Genomic DNA, 16,818 nt, shown 5'->3' with positions numbered 1-16,818 from the left:
TTTATATGAAAATCGTTATTTTTGATGTGAAAGGAAAAATTGCACATTTCCGAAGACCGGATACGACCGCTACGCATTTAACATATCCTTTTATTACACCAACTGCCGCTAAAGGGCTTGTAGGATCTATACTAGGAGTGACGGATTTCATCACTACTGATAAAGTAGCTATTCAATTGTTAAATCCAGTTTTTACATCTGCCCAGCAACTGTCCATGTTGGGAAAGGATGCAGGGAATGCATTTAATCGTCCAACAACGATTGAACTGCTGGTAAATCCTGCTTATCGAATTTATTATGGGGGGCATGAATTTGTTGATGATTTGATAGAACGATTAAAATCTGAACATTCCGTATATCACACTTATCTCGGAGTAGCATATGCTCTAACTAAACCTAAACTGATAGATATTTGTGAATCGAATGAAGAAGTGACAGAAACCATTGTAAAAACACATACCGTTGTACCTACAAATATCATTGAAGAGTTGGTTTTAGAAGAACATCGTTATTATCAAAGAGCAGGAGGTTTTATGTTAGAGTACAAAGGAAAACGTATATTTGAGAAATCTATTTCTTTTCTGTATGAAAGAGATGGCAATTCAATAACATTTCGAAGGAAGAAAGATGTTGAAGGTGATGTCCTTCTTACTAGGGTAAAGGGGGATGTCATATGCCTAGTATAATATCCTTTCAATCTTGTATTGCACGACCAGGATCATTATTAACGGATCATTTACTGGCGGTAAAAGAAGCTGTAGAATATTTTCTTAAAGATGATTTTGATTGTGTAACAGTGAAATTAGCCGGGTTAGCAGGTCTTTGTCATGATTTGGCCAAAGCAAATGCAGACTGGCAACACTACATTCGTACACCCAATATAAAAAAAGGCCCCAATCATTCAGCCTGCGGGGCTTTTTTGTTTTCATATTTAGGTTATCATCTTTTGAGAAAATTGAATTACTGGGAAGAAAAACAAAGGGAGTGGCTTTGGTTAATTCATGATATACAAAATCATCACAGTATGTTAGGAGATCTATTCAATGAAAATTGGTTGACAAAATACGACTGGGGAAAATTTGACCTAGAAGGAATGGCTCAGTTTATTAAAGACTATTATCCAGAGTTAGATGATATCTTACTAAATGAAAGAGAACTTATTCATTGGATTGAAGAATGTCGTTTTCACCTTGAGGATGTCTATGATGAATTAGGATTGGAATATGAACAATGGGAACCGTTACCTATTATGACTGAACTACATAAATGGAGGCAATTGACAACTGCACTCATTTCCGGAGATCGCTTTCATGTAAAAAAAGTCGAAACCAATTGGCTTAAGAAAAAAGACTTTGAAAAGTTTTTAACACATATTGAAGAATTTGCAAAAATCAATCATAATCATCCCTTATCCATAACAAGAATAAAGGCTCAACAAGCAGTTTTTTCCCAATTGGAACAAAATCCAAATTCCCTATTTTATTCGTTAAATATGCCAACCGGATATGGTAAAACTGTTACTTCATTAAAAATGGCTGCTTGGTTTGGGAAAAAACAAGGATATAGAAAAATCGTTTATGTTGCACCGTATTTATCAATATTGGAACAGACAACAGCTGTAATAGAGAAGTTATTATCAATAAAAGTATTGGAACACCATTCTTTAGCTATTGTCAATGATGATCCTTATCAGCGAGTTGGTTTTAGTCAATTAGCAATGGAATCGTGGGCAAACTCAGTAGTTTGTACTAGCTTTCATCAATTTAGTAAAGCTATATTTCCCTCAAGATCACAGGATGTATTGAGGAGAGCATTTTTAAAAGATGCTGTCATCATTATCGATGAACCACAAATTTTTAATCCTGATATTTGGAATTTGTTTTTGTGCGGATTAGAGGCTCTTGCTAAGTTCATTAATTTAAAAGTGATTTTTTTATCTGCAACGATGCCACCTTTTCAATACGGTCTGAAAGATGTTCCCTATCCTTTAATGGTCCAAGGAGATAAAGATTATATTCGGTATTCTGTTCAAGTGACTGATGAAAAATATAACGAAGATACCGTTGTGGACCTTTTAAAAAAGGACGAAAGAGAAACACAAGCAATTATCTTAAACACAGTAAAAGATGCCTACCTAGTATTTAAAAACATTAGTCAGTCGGTTAGTAAAAGTTATCTTGTACATGGTTTAATGACACCAATTCACAAAAAGATTTTAATAAAAAATATCCGAAATGAACTTGAGAAAAAGTCAACCAATCCTTTATATGTAGTGTCAACTCAAGTTTTAGAAGCCGGGGTTGATGTTAGTTTTCAACATGTAGCAAGGGCACTTCCAATTTTTCCTTCTATTGTACAATCTGCTGGAAGAGTAAATAGACATATGGCCGATAATCAACTTGGCTTGCTAACGGTTTTCCCTTTTTACCGAGGGAATGAAAAGGATACTCGATCAATGATTTATCCGAAGACTTTACAACGCATTACAGACCGATTAATTTTCTCCAAAAAAACATTCCATGAATTAGAATTAGCAGAATTAGTAAAGGTATATTATGAAGAAATGTTTAGACAAAACTCATATGAAACCGCATTAGTTAGGATTGGTGATGCTTATGAAGGAAATTGGCATCGATTGTCGGAGATTAGTCCCTTTAAGGAACAATACTTCACTTTACCATTATTTATCCCTTTTGAACCTGAACAATCGGATTTACTGGAATCAGTTTCCTTGTTGAAAAAACATTTCAAAGTGAAATCACCGTTTGAAATATATGAAAAATATGATGACTATAAGTTTATGTCAACACTCTCATTTGAAGAGAGAAAACAATTTATGATTTTATTCAACTATTATGTTTTAAATGTTTCAGTTGATACAGCGTTAAAGGTTGTTAGTAAAGAAGATTATCTTGAAAAACGAGTACCTATTCTACTTGATACGGATGCTTACGACGGAACTCTAGGATTAAAAGTGGGAGTTGAAGATGATCAATTTATTTGGTAGGTGATTATTATGGGGAAGGGCGACGTTTATATAACAGGGACAGATATTTGGTATTATATGATTTGCCCAAGGGAAGTGTGGCTCATGATTCATGAGATTGCGCCTAATCAAGAAGATGACAATATTGAGATTGGCCGTTTTATTCACGAATATCGCTACGAACGGCAAAAAAAAGAGTTGGATTTAGAAAATGTAAAAATAGACCGGATAAAACAAAAAGGAGAGACTTTGATTATTCAAGAAATAAAAAAGTCATCAAAATTTATAGAGAGTGCTAAATTTCAACTACTATTCTATTTATATCAATTAAAAAAGATGGGAATTGATGCAAAGGGAGAACTGACGTTTCCTGAAGAAAGAAAAAAGGAGACTGTGGAGTTGACTGATGAATCAATTGAAAAGTTGGAGAAAATCATAAATGACATTTATCGAATTGCCAATTTGGAAGTACCACCAGAACCGAAAAAGATCAAATATTGTCGCAATTGTGCATATAAGGAATATTGTTGGGCGGAGGGATGATTTGTGAAAAAAACATTATACATCTTCAATAATGGGCGATTGAGAAGAAAGGATAATAGTCTATACTTTGAAACAGAAGAAAAAAGGAAATACATTCCTGTTGAAGATACAAATGATATTTACATTTTTGGAGAGGTTGAGGTATCAAAAAGATTTTTGGAATTTATATCACAAAAGGAGATTTGCTTACATTATTTTAATCACTATGGATACTATATCGGAACATTTTATCCGCGAGAACATTTAAATAGTGGTCATGTGACAGTCAAACAGGCGGAACATTATCTTGACAAAACGAAAAGAATGCAACTAGCACGAACATTTGTAGAAGGATCAATCGAACAGATGAGACAAGTTTTGAAATATTATCGAAATAGATCAGTAGAAAGCTCGGATATAACGGAAATATTAAATAGCTTGCAAAGCTTTTTGGAAGAAGTAAAAAGAAAGGATATGACAAATGTTGATGAACTAATGTCAATTGAAGGCCATGCTAGAGAAAAATATTATACGGCTTTTGATTTAATTATAAATCATCCGGATTTTGTTTTTGAAAAAAGGTCTAGAAGACCCCCTCAAAATCGTCTGAATGCATTAATTAGCTTTGGAAACAGTATGTTGTATACAACGGTATTAAGTGAAATTTATAAGACATACTTGGACCCAAGAATAGGTTTTCTCCACACATCTAACTTTAGAAGATTCTCCTTGAATTTGGATATAGCGGAAATTTTTAAACCAATATTGGTAGATCGTTTAATATTTAGTTTAATTAATAAAAAAGTATTGACAAAGAAACATTTTGAAAAATTAGTTGATGGAATATTACTCAATGATAATGGAAAAAAGTTATTTGTAGCAGAATTCGATAAAAGGTTAAAAACAACAGTAAATCATAGGCATCTCGGAAAAACAGTATCATATCGTAGGCTTATTCGTTTAGAAGCATACAAATTACAAAAGCATTTATTAGGCGAAAATTTATATACCCCTTACCAATCGAAATGGTAAATAAAGAAAGGAGGAAAAAATGTTTATTATATTAGTTTACGATTTTAACGAAAAACGTGTAGGTAAAGCTTTGAAAATATGTAGAAAATACTTGCATTGGGTACAAAATTCTGTTTTTGAAGGAGAGATTACGAAAGCGAATTTTGTGAAGTTAAAAATGGAGTTGAAAGGAATCATGGATGAGGATGAAGACTCTGTTATCTTTTATATATTTCGGACAAGACAGTATACTAGTAGAGAAGAAATGGGATTGAAAAAAGGTGGGGAAGAGTTATTCCTTTAAACTTGAGAAATATTCATCAAATGCACATATTAAATGAACTTTAGATGGTTTTGTTAAAAAATTTCCAGTATTAAAATAGTAAAAAATCTTAAAATATACGTTGAAAATAAGGAAGCAAAATTAGTTCAAATAATAATTTTGATACCTTTAGCAACGGCTGAACTATCGATTAGTCAATATTTATAGAGGGAGGAGTGGATAGAAAATATTATGAATTATGTACTCTACTTATAAAAAATAGGAATATTATATTAGAATAATTGTCGTCGACCTCCAGTAGTGCAAAAAACCCGGGGGATCGACGACAGATTGTGATTTTTTCACAATCTCTCTCAATCGTTGAATTACTAGTCTTTTTAAGCCTCTAGTTGTCAAAAAGATATCAGTTTGTTATAATATTTCTGAAAAATCGACTAACCCAAAAATGTTGATTTACCAATATTTTTTTGGGGTTTTGATCTTACCTATGAGGGATTGAAACTTTTTCATTTTTTGGATCGTGTTCGGCGATGTTTTCGTTTTGATCTTACCTATGAGGGATTGAAACTTATTTCATCGGAACCCGTTAAGGTCACGGATTCCGAGTTTTGATCTTACCTATGAGGGATTGAAACATTCCGCTGACCAATGCTTTGATTGCTGGTAACAATGCGTTTTGATCTTACCTATGAGGGATTGAAACATTGAATAGCAATTTGACTGTTTAATGATTTTTATGTTTTGATCTTACCTATGAGGGATTGAAACTCCCATAAAGTTAGGGCAGTTTTAAGGACTATTTTGTTTTGATCTTACCTATGAGGGATTGAAACAGATTTTTTTTCGTTTTCTTCGATAAATTTCCGAGTTTTGATCTTACCTATGAGGGATTGAAACGACATCAATAAGTAGGATGAGGAATGAGGAAAATCGTTTTGATCTTACCTATGAGGGATTGAAACCTTTTTTAGAGTTGTGCATATGGTGGCTTGTCAACGGGTTTTGATCTTACCTATGAGGGATTGAAACTTCGTATTTGAATACCCGTCCACATGGATCGGGTCTGTTTTGATCTTACCTATGAGGGATTGAAACAACCGTTCTAAGTCCTCTTTTGGTAGCCTAACAACAAAGTTTTGATCTTACCTATGAGGGATTGAAACTTTACCATCATTTTGATGAGTACCCGCATATGCTTGTCGTTTTGATCTTACCTATGAGGGATTGAAACACTCCTTCAAAATATTGCTCAACCATTTTTACAGAGTTTTGATCTTACCTATGAGGGATTGAAACTTCATTTCAATGGAAAATATTCGTTAAAGCCGAATTGTTTTGATCTTACCTATGAGGGATTGAAACCTGTTTTTCTTTTTCTCTTCAAAAATCATGTTTTCCTGGTTTTGATCTTACCTATGAGGGATTGAAACGGAAATTGAATGTTTACTGAATCGCCTTCATAAGCAAGTTTTGATCTTACCTATGAGGGATTGAAACAATAACCTAATTAGAAAAGCAAAATCACTCGATCAGTTTTGATCTTACCTATGAGGGATTGAAACAATTTTTTGTAATGTGATTTGTTTTAACCATTTCGTTTTGATCTTACCTATGAGGGATTGAAACATGAAGAAATCGGTATAATTAATAACCGAATATCGTTTTGATCTTACCTATGAGGGCTTGAAACTTTTACCCGAATTTTTTGCCCAATTTGCAACTTCCTCGGTTTTGATCTTACCTATGAGGGATTGAAACATGGACAATCGAATAATTGGCAAGGTTTAAAAGTAGGTTTTGATCTTACCTATGAGGGATTGAAACGCCTAAATTCTTAATACGTGCATGTGCTTTTTCTTGTTTTGATCTTACCTATGAGGGATTGAAACTCTACACCGTATATTTCTTGTGTTGTTTCTAGTATGTTTTGATCTTACCTATGAGGGATTGAAACATTGCGAGTGTTAGCCGTGTTACTGCCGTTCCGTTCGTTTTGATCTTACCTATGAGGGATTGAAACTTGAATACCCGTACAATCACTTTCTAAAGCAACAGGGTTTTGATCTTACCTATGAGGGATTGAAACTATATTTAAGGAGGTATTAATATGGAAGGTTCTGCGTTTTGATCTTACCTATGAGGGATTGAAACGCTTTCACTCTATTTCCACTATCGTCAAAAAAATCGTTTTGATCTTACCTATGAGGGATTGAAACAAAGGTTAAAACGTATTTCATTTTATAATCGGAAGGTGTTTTGATCTTACCTATGAGGGATTGAAACTTGGTCGCCTTTTTGGTCGTCTTTTTGGTCGCCTTGTTTTAATCTTACCTATGAGGGATTGAAACGAAGAGGCAAAGCGAGTTAATGACGATTTGAGCGACCAAGGTTTTGATCTTATCTATGAGAAATTGAAACCCTATCAAGTAATCACTCCTTTTCTTTACCAATATCTTTTCGATGTCGATTGATAAAATCATATCCCTTTATCCTGTTTATACTATTACCCTGAAGTGTCCGAAAATTTTTACAAGTTTCTATGCACAAATCTCTTCTTTCCACCTCTTTATGACCCTTTTTTAAATCTTACCTTTTCGAAAAAACTTCCTTTCCCTCCAAACATGAAAAACCCCAAACGAAATCAATTATGAATATTTTGTAAAAAAAGAATAAAAAGGGAAGGATTTTATAGAAAATTGTTGAATTATTACCAGTAAATGTCTAATTTTTTATGAAAATGTGGGTGATTCGATGTACCATACAGTTGTTATGACGTGTGGCGTTTCTATACTGCAGGGGAATCGTCTGTTTTCATTAACTAATGACGAATCATTTGAACCACTTTTCGCCAAACATCTTCAAGAACCTATTGAAAAAATGACCGATAGTATGTGGGAGGAAGTGGATCGGTACATAAACAAATCCAAGTTGATATTTCATCAAATTTCGGAAAATGAACATGCCATTTGTGCGGAGTATTCCATGTTACATACTTTACGGAAAAGAAACAAGTTGGCCAAAAAAGCTAGGATTATTTTAATCGTCACAAAAACGATTGGTGGAATGGTCAGCGGGCAATTATTAAAAGAACTTTTCGAAAGATCATTTGATGTCACGATCCAAGTTTTGTATAGCAATATGACGATTACTGATAAAAAAGCTTTAAAAAGTCAAACGACGGAATATCTCCATTTGTTAGGCAAGGCTTTATCAGCAGGTGAGCCAAAAACGACCTGTTTCGCACCGATCGGAGGGTATAAAATTATGGCTTCCCTCGGTTATTTGGTCGGTTCATTTTTAAACTATCCCATGTCGTATTTACATGAAAACACGCAAATTTTAGTTGAAATTCCTCCAGTTCCCCTTAGTATTGATGAGCAATTTGTTCAGGAACATTCTCAACTTTTACGTACGTGCAGTAAAGACTATGTGCCATTAAAAGACTTATCTTTTAACGATCGTCAACTAGTGGAAAATTATCCAGCGATTTTTACGATTGAAGAAGATTATGTTTCATTAAGTGCGTTTGGCGAGTTTTTATTAGAACGGACGTACCAAGATTCGATTTTCAAAACCCAATATTTACTTTCTGAACAAGTCATTTCATTGATTGAAAAAAACAATCATCATTCGATTTTTATTTTCGATGAATTACAGAAATTAGTTAGCAAATTAAAAAGTCGAATCGAGATAGATGATTTGTATCATGAAATCACTTTCAATACGATTGATTCAAGTAAATGTAAATTCCATTTGTATAAAGGCGCCAGTAACGGGAGCAATGTTTTTCGACTGGCTTATTCCTATGATGAAAAAGAGGATAAGTTGTATGCCAATTATTTATGGTTGGACCATGATCGATATGAACGAGAAGTTCCAAAGGGAATCGGCTTGTATGAAGCGGAAAGCCATTTCCAAGAATATTCGAAAAACCAATTTGTGAAAAAATAAATGATCATACGTTTCAAATACAGCAGGAATCGAGCAAAAAATGAAAGAAATAACAATAAATTCCCAGTTGTTGAAAGTGGAAAGGAGTGATATGGGGTTGAATGGTTTGTAAAACTAGTTTTCATTTTATAAAAAGGAGGCGGAGGAATACAGAAAATGGAACCATTATTCATAAAAAATTTCATTCAAACTGCTTCGTTTTTTTATTACTTACAACCATATTTTTTACAAAAGAAAATGATTCACACTTCCGATTCTACTAGCCTATTAGAACAAACTTTTCGATATTTAAGTGAAGTAAACCCGATGTTCGAACAGGATCTTTCTATATTTAAGCAAGAACGATCTGTACCGTTTGAACAAATAATTAAAGCAGCATCCGAATTGAACACGACAGCCGGAGGAAAATCTGTATCCGCGTTCAAAATAAGCGACGAAATACAATATAAACCGCTTCAGTCGGTATTTTCTACTTTATTCGAACAAGAAAAACGATCGCTAGTTTATCCGTTAAAGCCTTTATCCTTTGAGAATATTTTCCCCGTTCAAATGGCTGAACACCAGATGGATATATTAATAGATGAGTTTCTAAATGAATTAAAGAAAGTGACGAGCAATCAACAAATTATTTCATTAATGGAAAAATATTTTTGGTCCGTTTCGAGTTTTCAATCACCAGAAATTTCGTTATATGACGAAATGAAAACGACGGCGGCCATTTCTATCTCCCTTTACGACCAAATAAAAAATGGAGATATAACAGAAACGGATTTGAATCACTTTCAACATACGGACAAGCCAAGTTTTATTTTAATTCAAGGGGATGTTTCAGGGATTCAGTCTTTTATTTTTAATATCCCTTCCAAAGGGGCGGCGAAAAGTTTAAAGGGACGTTCCGTTTATGTCAGCCTATTATCCGAGGTAATCGCTCGCTATATGCTTCGTGAACTGAATCTGCCTTTTTCCAATTTGTTATACAACGGTGGAGGAAATTTCTTTATCCTTGCCCCGTATGAATCAAGGACCCAATTTGAACAAGCGAGGCATAGGGTTTTAAAAACATTGATGAAACTCCACAAAGGAGAAATTTATTTTGCCCTTGACGCAGTCGCTCTTACACCAACGGATTTTCATCATTTTGCTGATAAGTGGCAAGAAGTCATCAATAAAACGAACCAATTGAAAAAAAGAAAATGGAGTGAATTAGGTCTCGAGTCATCCTATGAACAAATATTTGGTCCGCTCGACCAAGGTTCAGAAGAAGAGAAAATATGTAAGGTATGTGGATCTTTCGCTAGTAGACATTCTGTAACCAAATCGGACGAACATGACGCCATTTGCACACTATGTAAAAGTTTTGTTGATTTAACAGACGAACTAAAAAATGCGAACTATATCGTTTTCCAAACACGTTGGCTTTCCGGTGAAAAAGAGGATTATCAAGAAATCTTTCATGACTTAGGATACCATATTTCATTTCGCCAAAAGAAAAAGGAAAATTTCCATTCCAATGAGGAAGCTTGGTATAAGTTAAATGGCACGAACTTTTTAGAAGATCAATGTACAGGCTTTCAATTTGGTGCTTATCGGTTACCGATGAATAAAGGTAGAGTGGCGACATTTGAAGATCTTTCCAAACGTTCGGTAGAAATGGTAGATGACGAACAAATGGGGGATCAAAAAATCTCCCACTTAAAATTGGATGTGGACAATTTAGGATCCCTTTTTGGTGTTGGCTTAGGAAAAGAAAGATCGATAGCAAAAATTTCTACCCTCAGTCGAATGCTTCATTTGTATTTCGGGGGATATATTAACCATTTAATTCAAGAAAAAAGATGGACGGACTATTTATATGTCGTATTTTCAGGGGGAGATGATACGTATATTGTCGGAAGTTGGCCAAAGGTGTTTGATTTTGCGAAGGAATTTTATTCGAAATTCCGAGAATTCACCGGGTACAATCCATACGTTACGTTTTCAGCAGGGATGAATGTCTTTCATTATACGTATCCAATTATTCGAGCGGCAGAAATTACCGAATCTTCATTAGATCAAGCGAAAAGTGGGGAAAGTAATGAAACACAATCCAATCATCTCCCGCCAAGAAAAAATAAAATTAGTTTCCTAGGTGAAGTATTTAATTGGGAAGAGTATGAAAAGGTAAAAAGCATTAAAGAGATTCTTTATAAAATGGTACAAAGATACGGTAGAAACGTTTTATTTAAAGTGGAAAAAAGCACGAACGGTTTTAAAAATATCTTGCATGATTCCCTCGAAGGTCGTTTTCGACATGTGAAATTTTGGCGATTAGCTTACTATTTAAGGGAAATCAAAGAAGATTATAGAAAGGCCGAGAAAAAGGGTTTTCCAGAACAGATGCTCCAAGAAGATTTGGCCGAACAATTAATTGAAGAATATCGGAATATTGTTATCCATAATTTATTCAACCCACAGAACAAAGAAAAAATTTATCAAATCATGATTATTCCAGCCGCAGTAAAATGGGCGGAATTAGCGACGAGAAAGGTAAATAAGGAGGATTATGATGAGTGAAAAATTTGGACAAATATATTCGTCAAAAGGAAAAGGATCGACAGTTCAAACTCTTGATGGAAATCGATATAAAGTTGAAAAATATGATTTGTTAAGTCGAAGTTTATCTAATGAAGAAACGGTCTATTTTACACTTGTAAAAAAAAGAGGAGAATTTTTCGCAACGAATGTGTATAGCAATTACGCAAAGTATTTTAAGGAACACGTATTGATACTCGAGAAATGTGATTATGATGAATTTTGTAATCAAACCTTAAAGTATGCTAAACGTTTGAAAGCAGGGGGAGTTACGACATCAATGATTCGAAAAGTGTACGACCAGATCAATCGGGCTAAATCGATTAGCGAAATTAAACGATTACGACCACAATTTGCCTATATTGCCGGTCGAAATCCAGATAAAAGGGTAACGGAACTCATGCATATTTTAGATTATTTGGCGAAACAGGCAGACCGGCAATCGGACACGTATTTAGAAAATATTAAACAATTTATGGAAGCGGTTGTTGCCTATTTGAAGTTTGTTGGTGATAAAGATGATTAAAAAGAAGATTGGGGTTTGTCAAACTAAAGAAATAGAATGGAGGCGCTATATATGTTAGGAAAAATTATTATAAATGGTCAAATTAAAGCTTTAACGGGACTAGCAATCGGTGGTTCCAAATCGGATATGACCATCGGTGGGATCGACAATAACGTCATTAAAACGTCTGAAGGTGTACCCTTTATACCGGGTTCTTCATTAAAGGGGAAGTTAAGAAGTTTATTAGAAAGAAAAAACAATAAGGAAAAGATTTGTAATTGCGGAAAAAAAGATTGTGAGATTTGCGTCATTTTTGGTACGGGAATGAAATCAAAAAAAGAAGAAGAAGTTGAGGCGGGATTGACTCGTCTATATGTTAGGGATGCGTTTTTATATGATCCGATAAAAAAGGAAATGGAAAATAAAGAAGGAATCTTTTCAAATTTGGAATTAGCCTATACGGAAGTGAAATGGGAAAATACGATTAGTCGTTTAAAAGGAAAGGCGAACAATCCGAGGCAACAAGAACGGGTTCCCGCCGGAAGCGTGTTCGAAATGAATTTGATTTATAATTTAATGATCGAAGATGACATAGACATGTTTAAACATTTAATGGAAGCGATGCGTTTATTAGAAGACGATTATATCGGTGGAAATGGATCCCGCGGTTATGGTCGGATCAAATTTGAAAATTTGGAAATCATTTGCAAAAAAATCGCTGACTATAAGGAAGGGAATAGTGGTACGGCAATTTATTCGGGACACTTTGACACGTTAGATCAAAAGGAAGTTATTCAAAAAATTAAGGAAGTTGTAGGAGACGAAGGTCAATGATGAGAGTAAAATTATTGATCCCAAATCGTGGGAAGTTCCATTTTGGCGATACGAACGGGAGCTTAAAACGAAATTTTTCTTCTGACCAGCTTGTCTCCGCTCTGGCTAATCATTTAGGAATCATGTTTGGGGAAAGCACGATTCATGAATTTTTTCAGGATTTAAAGGAAGGAAGAATCAAATTTTCATCTTTATTTTACGGACTTGATTTAGCACGTAAAACAGAGAATACATCTGTTCAAACTATTTATTTTTTACCGAGACCGAAGATTGATATTTTTCCGGAGACAAGGGAGTATGTTTTTTTCCATAAGAAATTAAAGAAGATTCAATTTGTTTCCGAACGCCTTTATTTAAAATTATCCAAGTCATGGAAAGAAGAAGAAAGAGGAAGTCTCCTGAATTTGGAAGATATAGTCATACTTAATCAATCAATGGCTGCATTGAAAGAAGAACTAGCGAATCTGTCAATCAATGAAGAGGAATTGGAAAATTTATCGATGTTTCATAAAAACATTCATCCTGGTGTGGAAATCAATCGAAAAAATTCCCGTTCCGACAATCATTTTTCGAGGGAAGAATTGGAAATCGTTTTTGGTGAGACAAAAGATTATTTTGTCAAACCGTTTATGTATTTTTTAGTAGACGGCTCCCTCACAGAACAAGTTCAAGCAGCGATTCATTTCCTCGTCGATGAGGGAATTGGTGGTAAAAGATCATCGGGGAAAGGGTTTTTTCAAGCTGCCAAAATTGAAAAGACACCCAAGCCTGAATTTGAGGGAAAAATGCATATGAATCTATCGATTTTGTTTCCGAAAAAAGAAGAAGTCCGTTATTTAAATGCTTATGAATTAGAACAACGAAATGGATATGTTTACTCCTTTGGGGGAAAGAGGGTAAGGAAAAAAAGTACGATGGTGATTTCGGAAGGTAGCATTCTTTCGAAACCAGTGGAAGGGTCTTTAATGGATGTACGACCCGAACGGTTTCCGCATGCGACCTATTTGTATGGGAAACCGATCTTCATTGGTTTTGGAGGTGAAAGTAATGGGTAAGTTCTTTAACGTTTTGCTTGAAACCGTAAGCCCGGTTCATATCGGTAACGGGGAAAAATTATCTCCTTATACGGATTATGTGTACGATGAAAAGGAAGGGACCGTCTATATTTTAGACCCAATGAAAATTGAAAAAGCTCTTAGTGACATGGATCAAGCTGATCAAGCAATCGATGAGTTTGTAGAAATGGTAATGGCAAAGGGGCGATCCAATCAACAGAAATATTCTTTGAAAAACTTTTTTTCTACGTGGAATATCGATTATAAAGATTTAGCTACTTTTGTGATAAAAACCGATGCTAACATCAAAACGGAGGAAATTCACCAACTAATCAAAAGTGGAAATCGTCCATATATTCCAGGAAGCAGTATAAAAGGGGCAATTCGAACAGCCCTGTTGTATCATCATCGGAAAAGGGAAGGATATACCGTCTCCCAGGCTTTACATGATCTTCAACAAAGGGATCGGAATGGAAGAGCAAACGGCGATGATTTATTTGGAAAAGGGGGAGAGGATGTTTTTAAATATTTACATATATCCGATACGAATTTCCTTTCCCCAAATGACATTGGGATTGTAAAGACGATCCGCTATCATTTACGAAAGAAGAAGACTGGAATTTCCATAACAAAGGAAGTTATTCCAGAAAATAAGAGATTTTCCTTCCGATTGCAAGTGAAAGCAAATCAACTGATAAATTTAGATAAAAGATTCGAATACTTGTATGAAGATCACAGTTTCAAAGGGGAAAAAAGGATTTTACAACTGGTTAATCAGTTCACGAAAGAAACATTGGATTTTGAGTTGAAACAATTAAAAAAATATGTCCCCCATTTAAATGCATGGATTGGTTTTTATGAACGGTTAAAAAGTGATGTGGAATCCTTTGAAAGGGAAGGAAATGGAGCCGTATTGCGGATCGGAAGCGGGAAAACCTTTTATGATAATACTATCGTTCATCTATTCAATGAAAAAGAAGCGATGGGATTAATTCGTCAAACGTATAAGAAAAGCACAGAACCCTTTCCAATTGAACGAGCGGTAATCGACCGGGGAAATGTATGTGAATCGACAATGGGTTGGGTTTATTTATATGAGGATTGTACAACCTAACTATAGATTATTTCATTGCTTATTTAAATCATTATCTTAGGATTTGATGAGTTTCCCTATTCTGATACAAACAATTTTAGTAATAATGGAGTAGTTGCTATGAAAATATATGCAGTAATCTCACATTCTTTATCACCTGAACAGATACATGAATTGGAAAAAAGATTTCATCCAGAAGAGATAATTTGTATTCCGGAACAATACAAGCGATTATGGATGAATATTTCTCCTACAGGAGATTGGAATCATGAATGGTTGATTCCCATAATAAACTGGTTGAAGGATCATTTGAATAATGGGGATATAGTCATTGTACAAGGAGAATATGGTGCAACTTATAGTTTAGTGAGTTGGCTTCGGAAACAAGGATACTCTGTTTATTATGCCACAACTGAAAGGCAAGTTATTGAAACAATAAAAGAAGACGGAACGGTTATTACCCAGAGGACATTTAAGCATGTAAATTTTCGAAAATACGTTGAATATGAATAGTTTTTCTGTGTTCATTTTGTTCTTCTCCAAACCGAATATATATTAAACAATTGAGGATGATTGTATGAAGAGGAAAATGATATCTTTTTTAGGACCAACTAGATATGAAACGTGTGAATATTATTTAGGTGATGTTGTAGCAAAACCAACCGAATATATTCAAAAAGCAATTGTGGATATTTATCGAAACGAAGGGATTAAAATTGATGAGATCCATATGTTGTTGACGCCTGAAGCAAAAAATAATAATTGGTTAGGCGATGAAAAATTGTACGATCAGTTGCAAGAGTATGTAAATGAAGATAAGCTAACAATTAAAATACATGATATTTCATCAAAACAAGAAATAAATACAATCTGGAATCTCTTTGAGATAATTATTAATTCAATTGAAAAAGAAGATCGTATCGTTTTTGATATTACGCATTCATTTCGATTTCAACCGATGTTGGCCCTTTTATCGCTTCACTTTGCAAGAATCACAAAAAATATTTTAGTGGATGGAATTTTTTATGGTGTTTATGATCCCAAATCAGCTGAGAAGAAGTTTCCAATTATAGATTTAACTTCTTTCGTTGAATTACAAGATTGGATTACAAACGTATATGCTTTTATAAAAACAGGAAGAGTTGAAAGTTTATCAGATTGGTTAAATGAAAAAAGTAAATCGATTCAAAAAGTTGAAAGACAAAATGCTGTTGATGCGAAACAGGTAGAAAAATTGGCAAAATCATGGAGTGAATTGGTAGGTTCATTACAAACAAATCGGAGCCCTCAACTTCCTGAAGTTGCAGAAGAAGCGATCAATAGCATAGAAAATATTAAGAGTGAAATGTTACGACCAATTTTTAATCCGCTTAACGAATTACTTTCTAACGTAGAACAGGAGATTAAACCACTAGTGGATAATGATCCAATATTTTCTGGTATTGCTGCTATAGAATGGTGTTATAACCATGGTCTTTACCAACAATCTTATACATTGGCTGATGAATTAGTAATTACAGCTATTTGCATAGTCCAAAATTGGGATGTGAAAGAATATTCTTATAGGAAGAGAGCGAATGATATAATAAATGAAGCAATTAAAATTACACAAAGACCTAAGGAACACGCAAATTTCCTTAATCATGAAGATCATGAGTTAATCAAAGAACTCCTCCAATACAAAGAACTTTTGAAGATTATTAATAAAATTAAAGATAATAGGAATGATATTAATCATGCGGGTTGGAGAAAAAATCCACTCAAATATGATAAACTTGAAAAACATTTTAATGAATCCTTTAAGGACTATAAACAACATCTTTTAAAATTTTACAAATCAAATCTAGGAAAATAAAGGGCTTCCTTTTTTGAGAGTTAACATTTTACAAAAAATATCGAAAATTATCTTCTATCGAAATCCCTATTGTCGTCGACCTCCAGTAGTGCAAAAAACCCGGGGGATCGACGACAGTTTGTGATTTTTTCACAATATCTCTTAATCGTTGT

At 34.2% G+C, this 16,818-nt stretch carries 13 protein-coding genes and 1 CRISPR repeat array; all 13 genes read left to right on the top strand.

Going from position 1 to position 16,818, the window contains the following annotated elements; all coding sequences use genetic code 11:
* Window positions 1-5: 5 nt before the first annotated feature.
* A complete protein-coding gene (gene cas5 / locus OE105_RS10415) occupies window positions 6-686 on the top strand; it encodes a CRISPR-associated protein Cas5 (protein WP_275420116.1) in 681 nt (226 codons plus the stop codon).
* Window positions 674-3,007, top strand: coding sequence for a CRISPR-associated helicase Cas3' (cas3, locus tag OE105_RS10410; RefSeq protein WP_275420115.1), 2,334 nt, complete (start codon window positions 674-676; stop codon window positions 3,005-3,007). The genes cas5 and cas3 overlap by 13 nt, the downstream gene beginning before the upstream one ends.
* Before the next feature lie 9 nt (window positions 3,008-3,016).
* Entirely contained in the window at window positions 3,017-3,529 is a 513-nt protein-coding gene (gene cas4, locus OE105_RS10405) for a CRISPR-associated protein Cas4 (RefSeq protein ID WP_275420114.1), read from the top strand.
* A 3-nt stretch (window positions 3,530-3,532) separates the two neighbouring features.
* Window positions 3,533-4,540 carry a type I-B CRISPR-associated endonuclease Cas1b gene (gene cas1b / locus OE105_RS10400; RefSeq protein ID WP_275420113.1) on the top strand — a complete coding sequence of 336 codons (1,008 nt, stop codon included), beginning with the start codon at window positions 3,533-3,535 and terminating at the stop codon, window positions 4,538-4,540.
* Window positions 4,541-4,559: 19 nt separating this feature from the next.
* Window positions 4,560-4,823 carry a CRISPR-associated endonuclease Cas2 gene (cas2, locus tag OE105_RS10395; RefSeq protein ID WP_275420112.1) on the top strand — a complete coding sequence of 88 codons (264 nt, stop codon included), beginning with the start codon at window positions 4,560-4,562 and terminating at the stop codon, window positions 4,821-4,823.
* Window positions 4,824-5,274: 451 nt separating this feature from the next.
* Window positions 5,275-7,220: a CRISPR direct-repeat array (repeat unit 30 nt; unit sequence GTTTTGATCTTACCTATGAGGGATTGAAAC).
* 333 nt (window positions 7,221-7,553) lie between these two features.
* Complete coding sequence (locus tag OE105_RS10390; RefSeq protein ID WP_275420111.1) at window positions 7,554-8,753, top strand: putative CRISPR-associated protein; 1,200 nt, start codon at window positions 7,554-7,556, stop codon at window positions 8,751-8,753.
* A gap of 156 nt (window positions 8,754-8,909) precedes the next feature.
* Window positions 8,910-11,306 carry a type III-A CRISPR-associated protein Cas10/Csm1 gene (gene cas10, locus OE105_RS10385; RefSeq protein ID WP_275420110.1) on the top strand — a complete coding sequence of 799 codons (2,397 nt, stop codon included), beginning with the start codon at window positions 8,910-8,912 and terminating at the stop codon, window positions 11,304-11,306.
* Complete coding sequence (csm2, locus tag OE105_RS10380; protein WP_275420109.1) at window positions 11,299-11,850, top strand: type III-A CRISPR-associated protein Csm2; 552 nt, start codon at window positions 11,299-11,301, stop codon at window positions 11,848-11,850. The genes cas10 and csm2 overlap by 8 nt, the downstream gene beginning before the upstream one ends.
* A 51-nt stretch (window positions 11,851-11,901) precedes the next feature.
* Window positions 11,902-12,663 (top strand): type III-A CRISPR-associated RAMP protein Csm3, encoded by a 762-nt coding sequence (gene csm3, locus OE105_RS10375; protein ID WP_275420108.1) that lies wholly within the window; start codon window positions 11,902-11,904, stop codon window positions 12,661-12,663.
* The gene (csm4, locus tag OE105_RS10370) at window positions 12,663-13,718 is read left to right on the top strand and encodes a type III-A CRISPR-associated RAMP protein Csm4 (protein ID WP_275420107.1); all 1,056 of its coding nucleotides are present in this window, start codon (window positions 12,663-12,665) and stop codon (window positions 13,716-13,718) included. Before csm3 ends, csm4 begins: the two co-directional genes overlap by 1 nt.
* Complete coding sequence (gene csm5, locus OE105_RS10365; RefSeq protein ID WP_275420106.1) at window positions 13,711-14,832, top strand: type III-A CRISPR-associated RAMP protein Csm5; 1,122 nt, start codon at window positions 13,711-13,713, stop codon at window positions 14,830-14,832. The genes csm4 and csm5 overlap by 8 nt, the downstream gene beginning before the upstream one ends.
* Window positions 14,833-14,931: 99 nt before the next feature.
* Window positions 14,932-15,324 carry a CRISPR-associated protein Csx20 gene (gene csx20 / locus OE105_RS10360; RefSeq protein ID WP_275420105.1) on the top strand — a complete coding sequence of 131 codons (393 nt, stop codon included), beginning with the start codon at window positions 14,932-14,934 and terminating at the stop codon, window positions 15,322-15,324.
* Between the two features lie 64 nt (window positions 15,325-15,388).
* Window positions 15,389-16,666, top strand: coding sequence for a TIGR02221 family CRISPR-associated protein (csx2, locus tag OE105_RS10355; RefSeq protein ID WP_275420104.1), 1,278 nt, complete (start codon window positions 15,389-15,391; stop codon window positions 16,664-16,666).
* Window positions 16,667-16,818: the final 152 nt, after the last annotated feature.

Source organism: Fervidibacillus halotolerans, assembly GCF_026547205.1.
In the GTDB taxonomy this organism is placed as follows: domain Bacteria; phylum Bacillota; class Bacilli; order Bacillales; family Caldibacillaceae; genus Fervidibacillus; species Fervidibacillus halotolerans.
This window is presented reverse-complemented; position numbering and strand designations above follow the sequence as displayed.

Excerpts from the sequence above, each read along its gene's own strand:
- cas5 (WP_275420116.1), top strand. The coding sequence starts at position 6 with ATGAAAATCGTTATTTTTGATGTGAAAGGAAAAATTGCACATTTCCGA.
- cas3 (WP_275420115.1), top strand. The coding sequence starts at position 674 with ATGCCTAGTATAATATCCTTTCAATCTTGTATTGCACGACCAGGATCA.
- cas4 (WP_275420114.1), top strand. The coding sequence starts at position 3,017 with ATGGGGAAGGGCGACGTTTATATAACAGGGACAGATATTTGGTATTAT.
- cas2 (WP_275420112.1), top strand. The coding sequence starts at position 4,560 with ATGTTTATTATATTAGTTTACGATTTTAACGAAAAACGTGTAGGTAAA.
- OE105_RS10390 (WP_275420111.1), top strand. The coding sequence starts at position 7,554 with ATGTACCATACAGTTGTTATGACGTGTGGCGTTTCTATACTGCAGGGG.
- cas10 (WP_275420110.1), top strand. The coding sequence starts at position 8,910 with ATGGAACCATTATTCATAAAAAATTTCATTCAAACTGCTTCGTTTTTT.
- csm2 (WP_275420109.1), top strand. The coding sequence starts at position 11,299 with ATGAGTGAAAAATTTGGACAAATATATTCGTCAAAAGGAAAAGGATCG.
- csm3 (WP_275420108.1), top strand. The coding sequence starts at position 11,902 with ATGTTAGGAAAAATTATTATAAATGGTCAAATTAAAGCTTTAACGGGA.
- csm4 (WP_275420107.1), top strand. The coding sequence starts at position 12,663 with ATGAGAGTAAAATTATTGATCCCAAATCGTGGGAAGTTCCATTTTGGC.
- csm5 (WP_275420106.1), top strand. The coding sequence starts at position 13,711 with ATGGGTAAGTTCTTTAACGTTTTGCTTGAAACCGTAAGCCCGGTTCAT.
- csx20 (WP_275420105.1), top strand. The coding sequence starts at position 14,932 with ATGAAAATATATGCAGTAATCTCACATTCTTTATCACCTGAACAGATA.
- csx2 (WP_275420104.1), top strand. The coding sequence starts at position 15,389 with ATGAAGAGGAAAATGATATCTTTTTTAGGACCAACTAGATATGAAACG.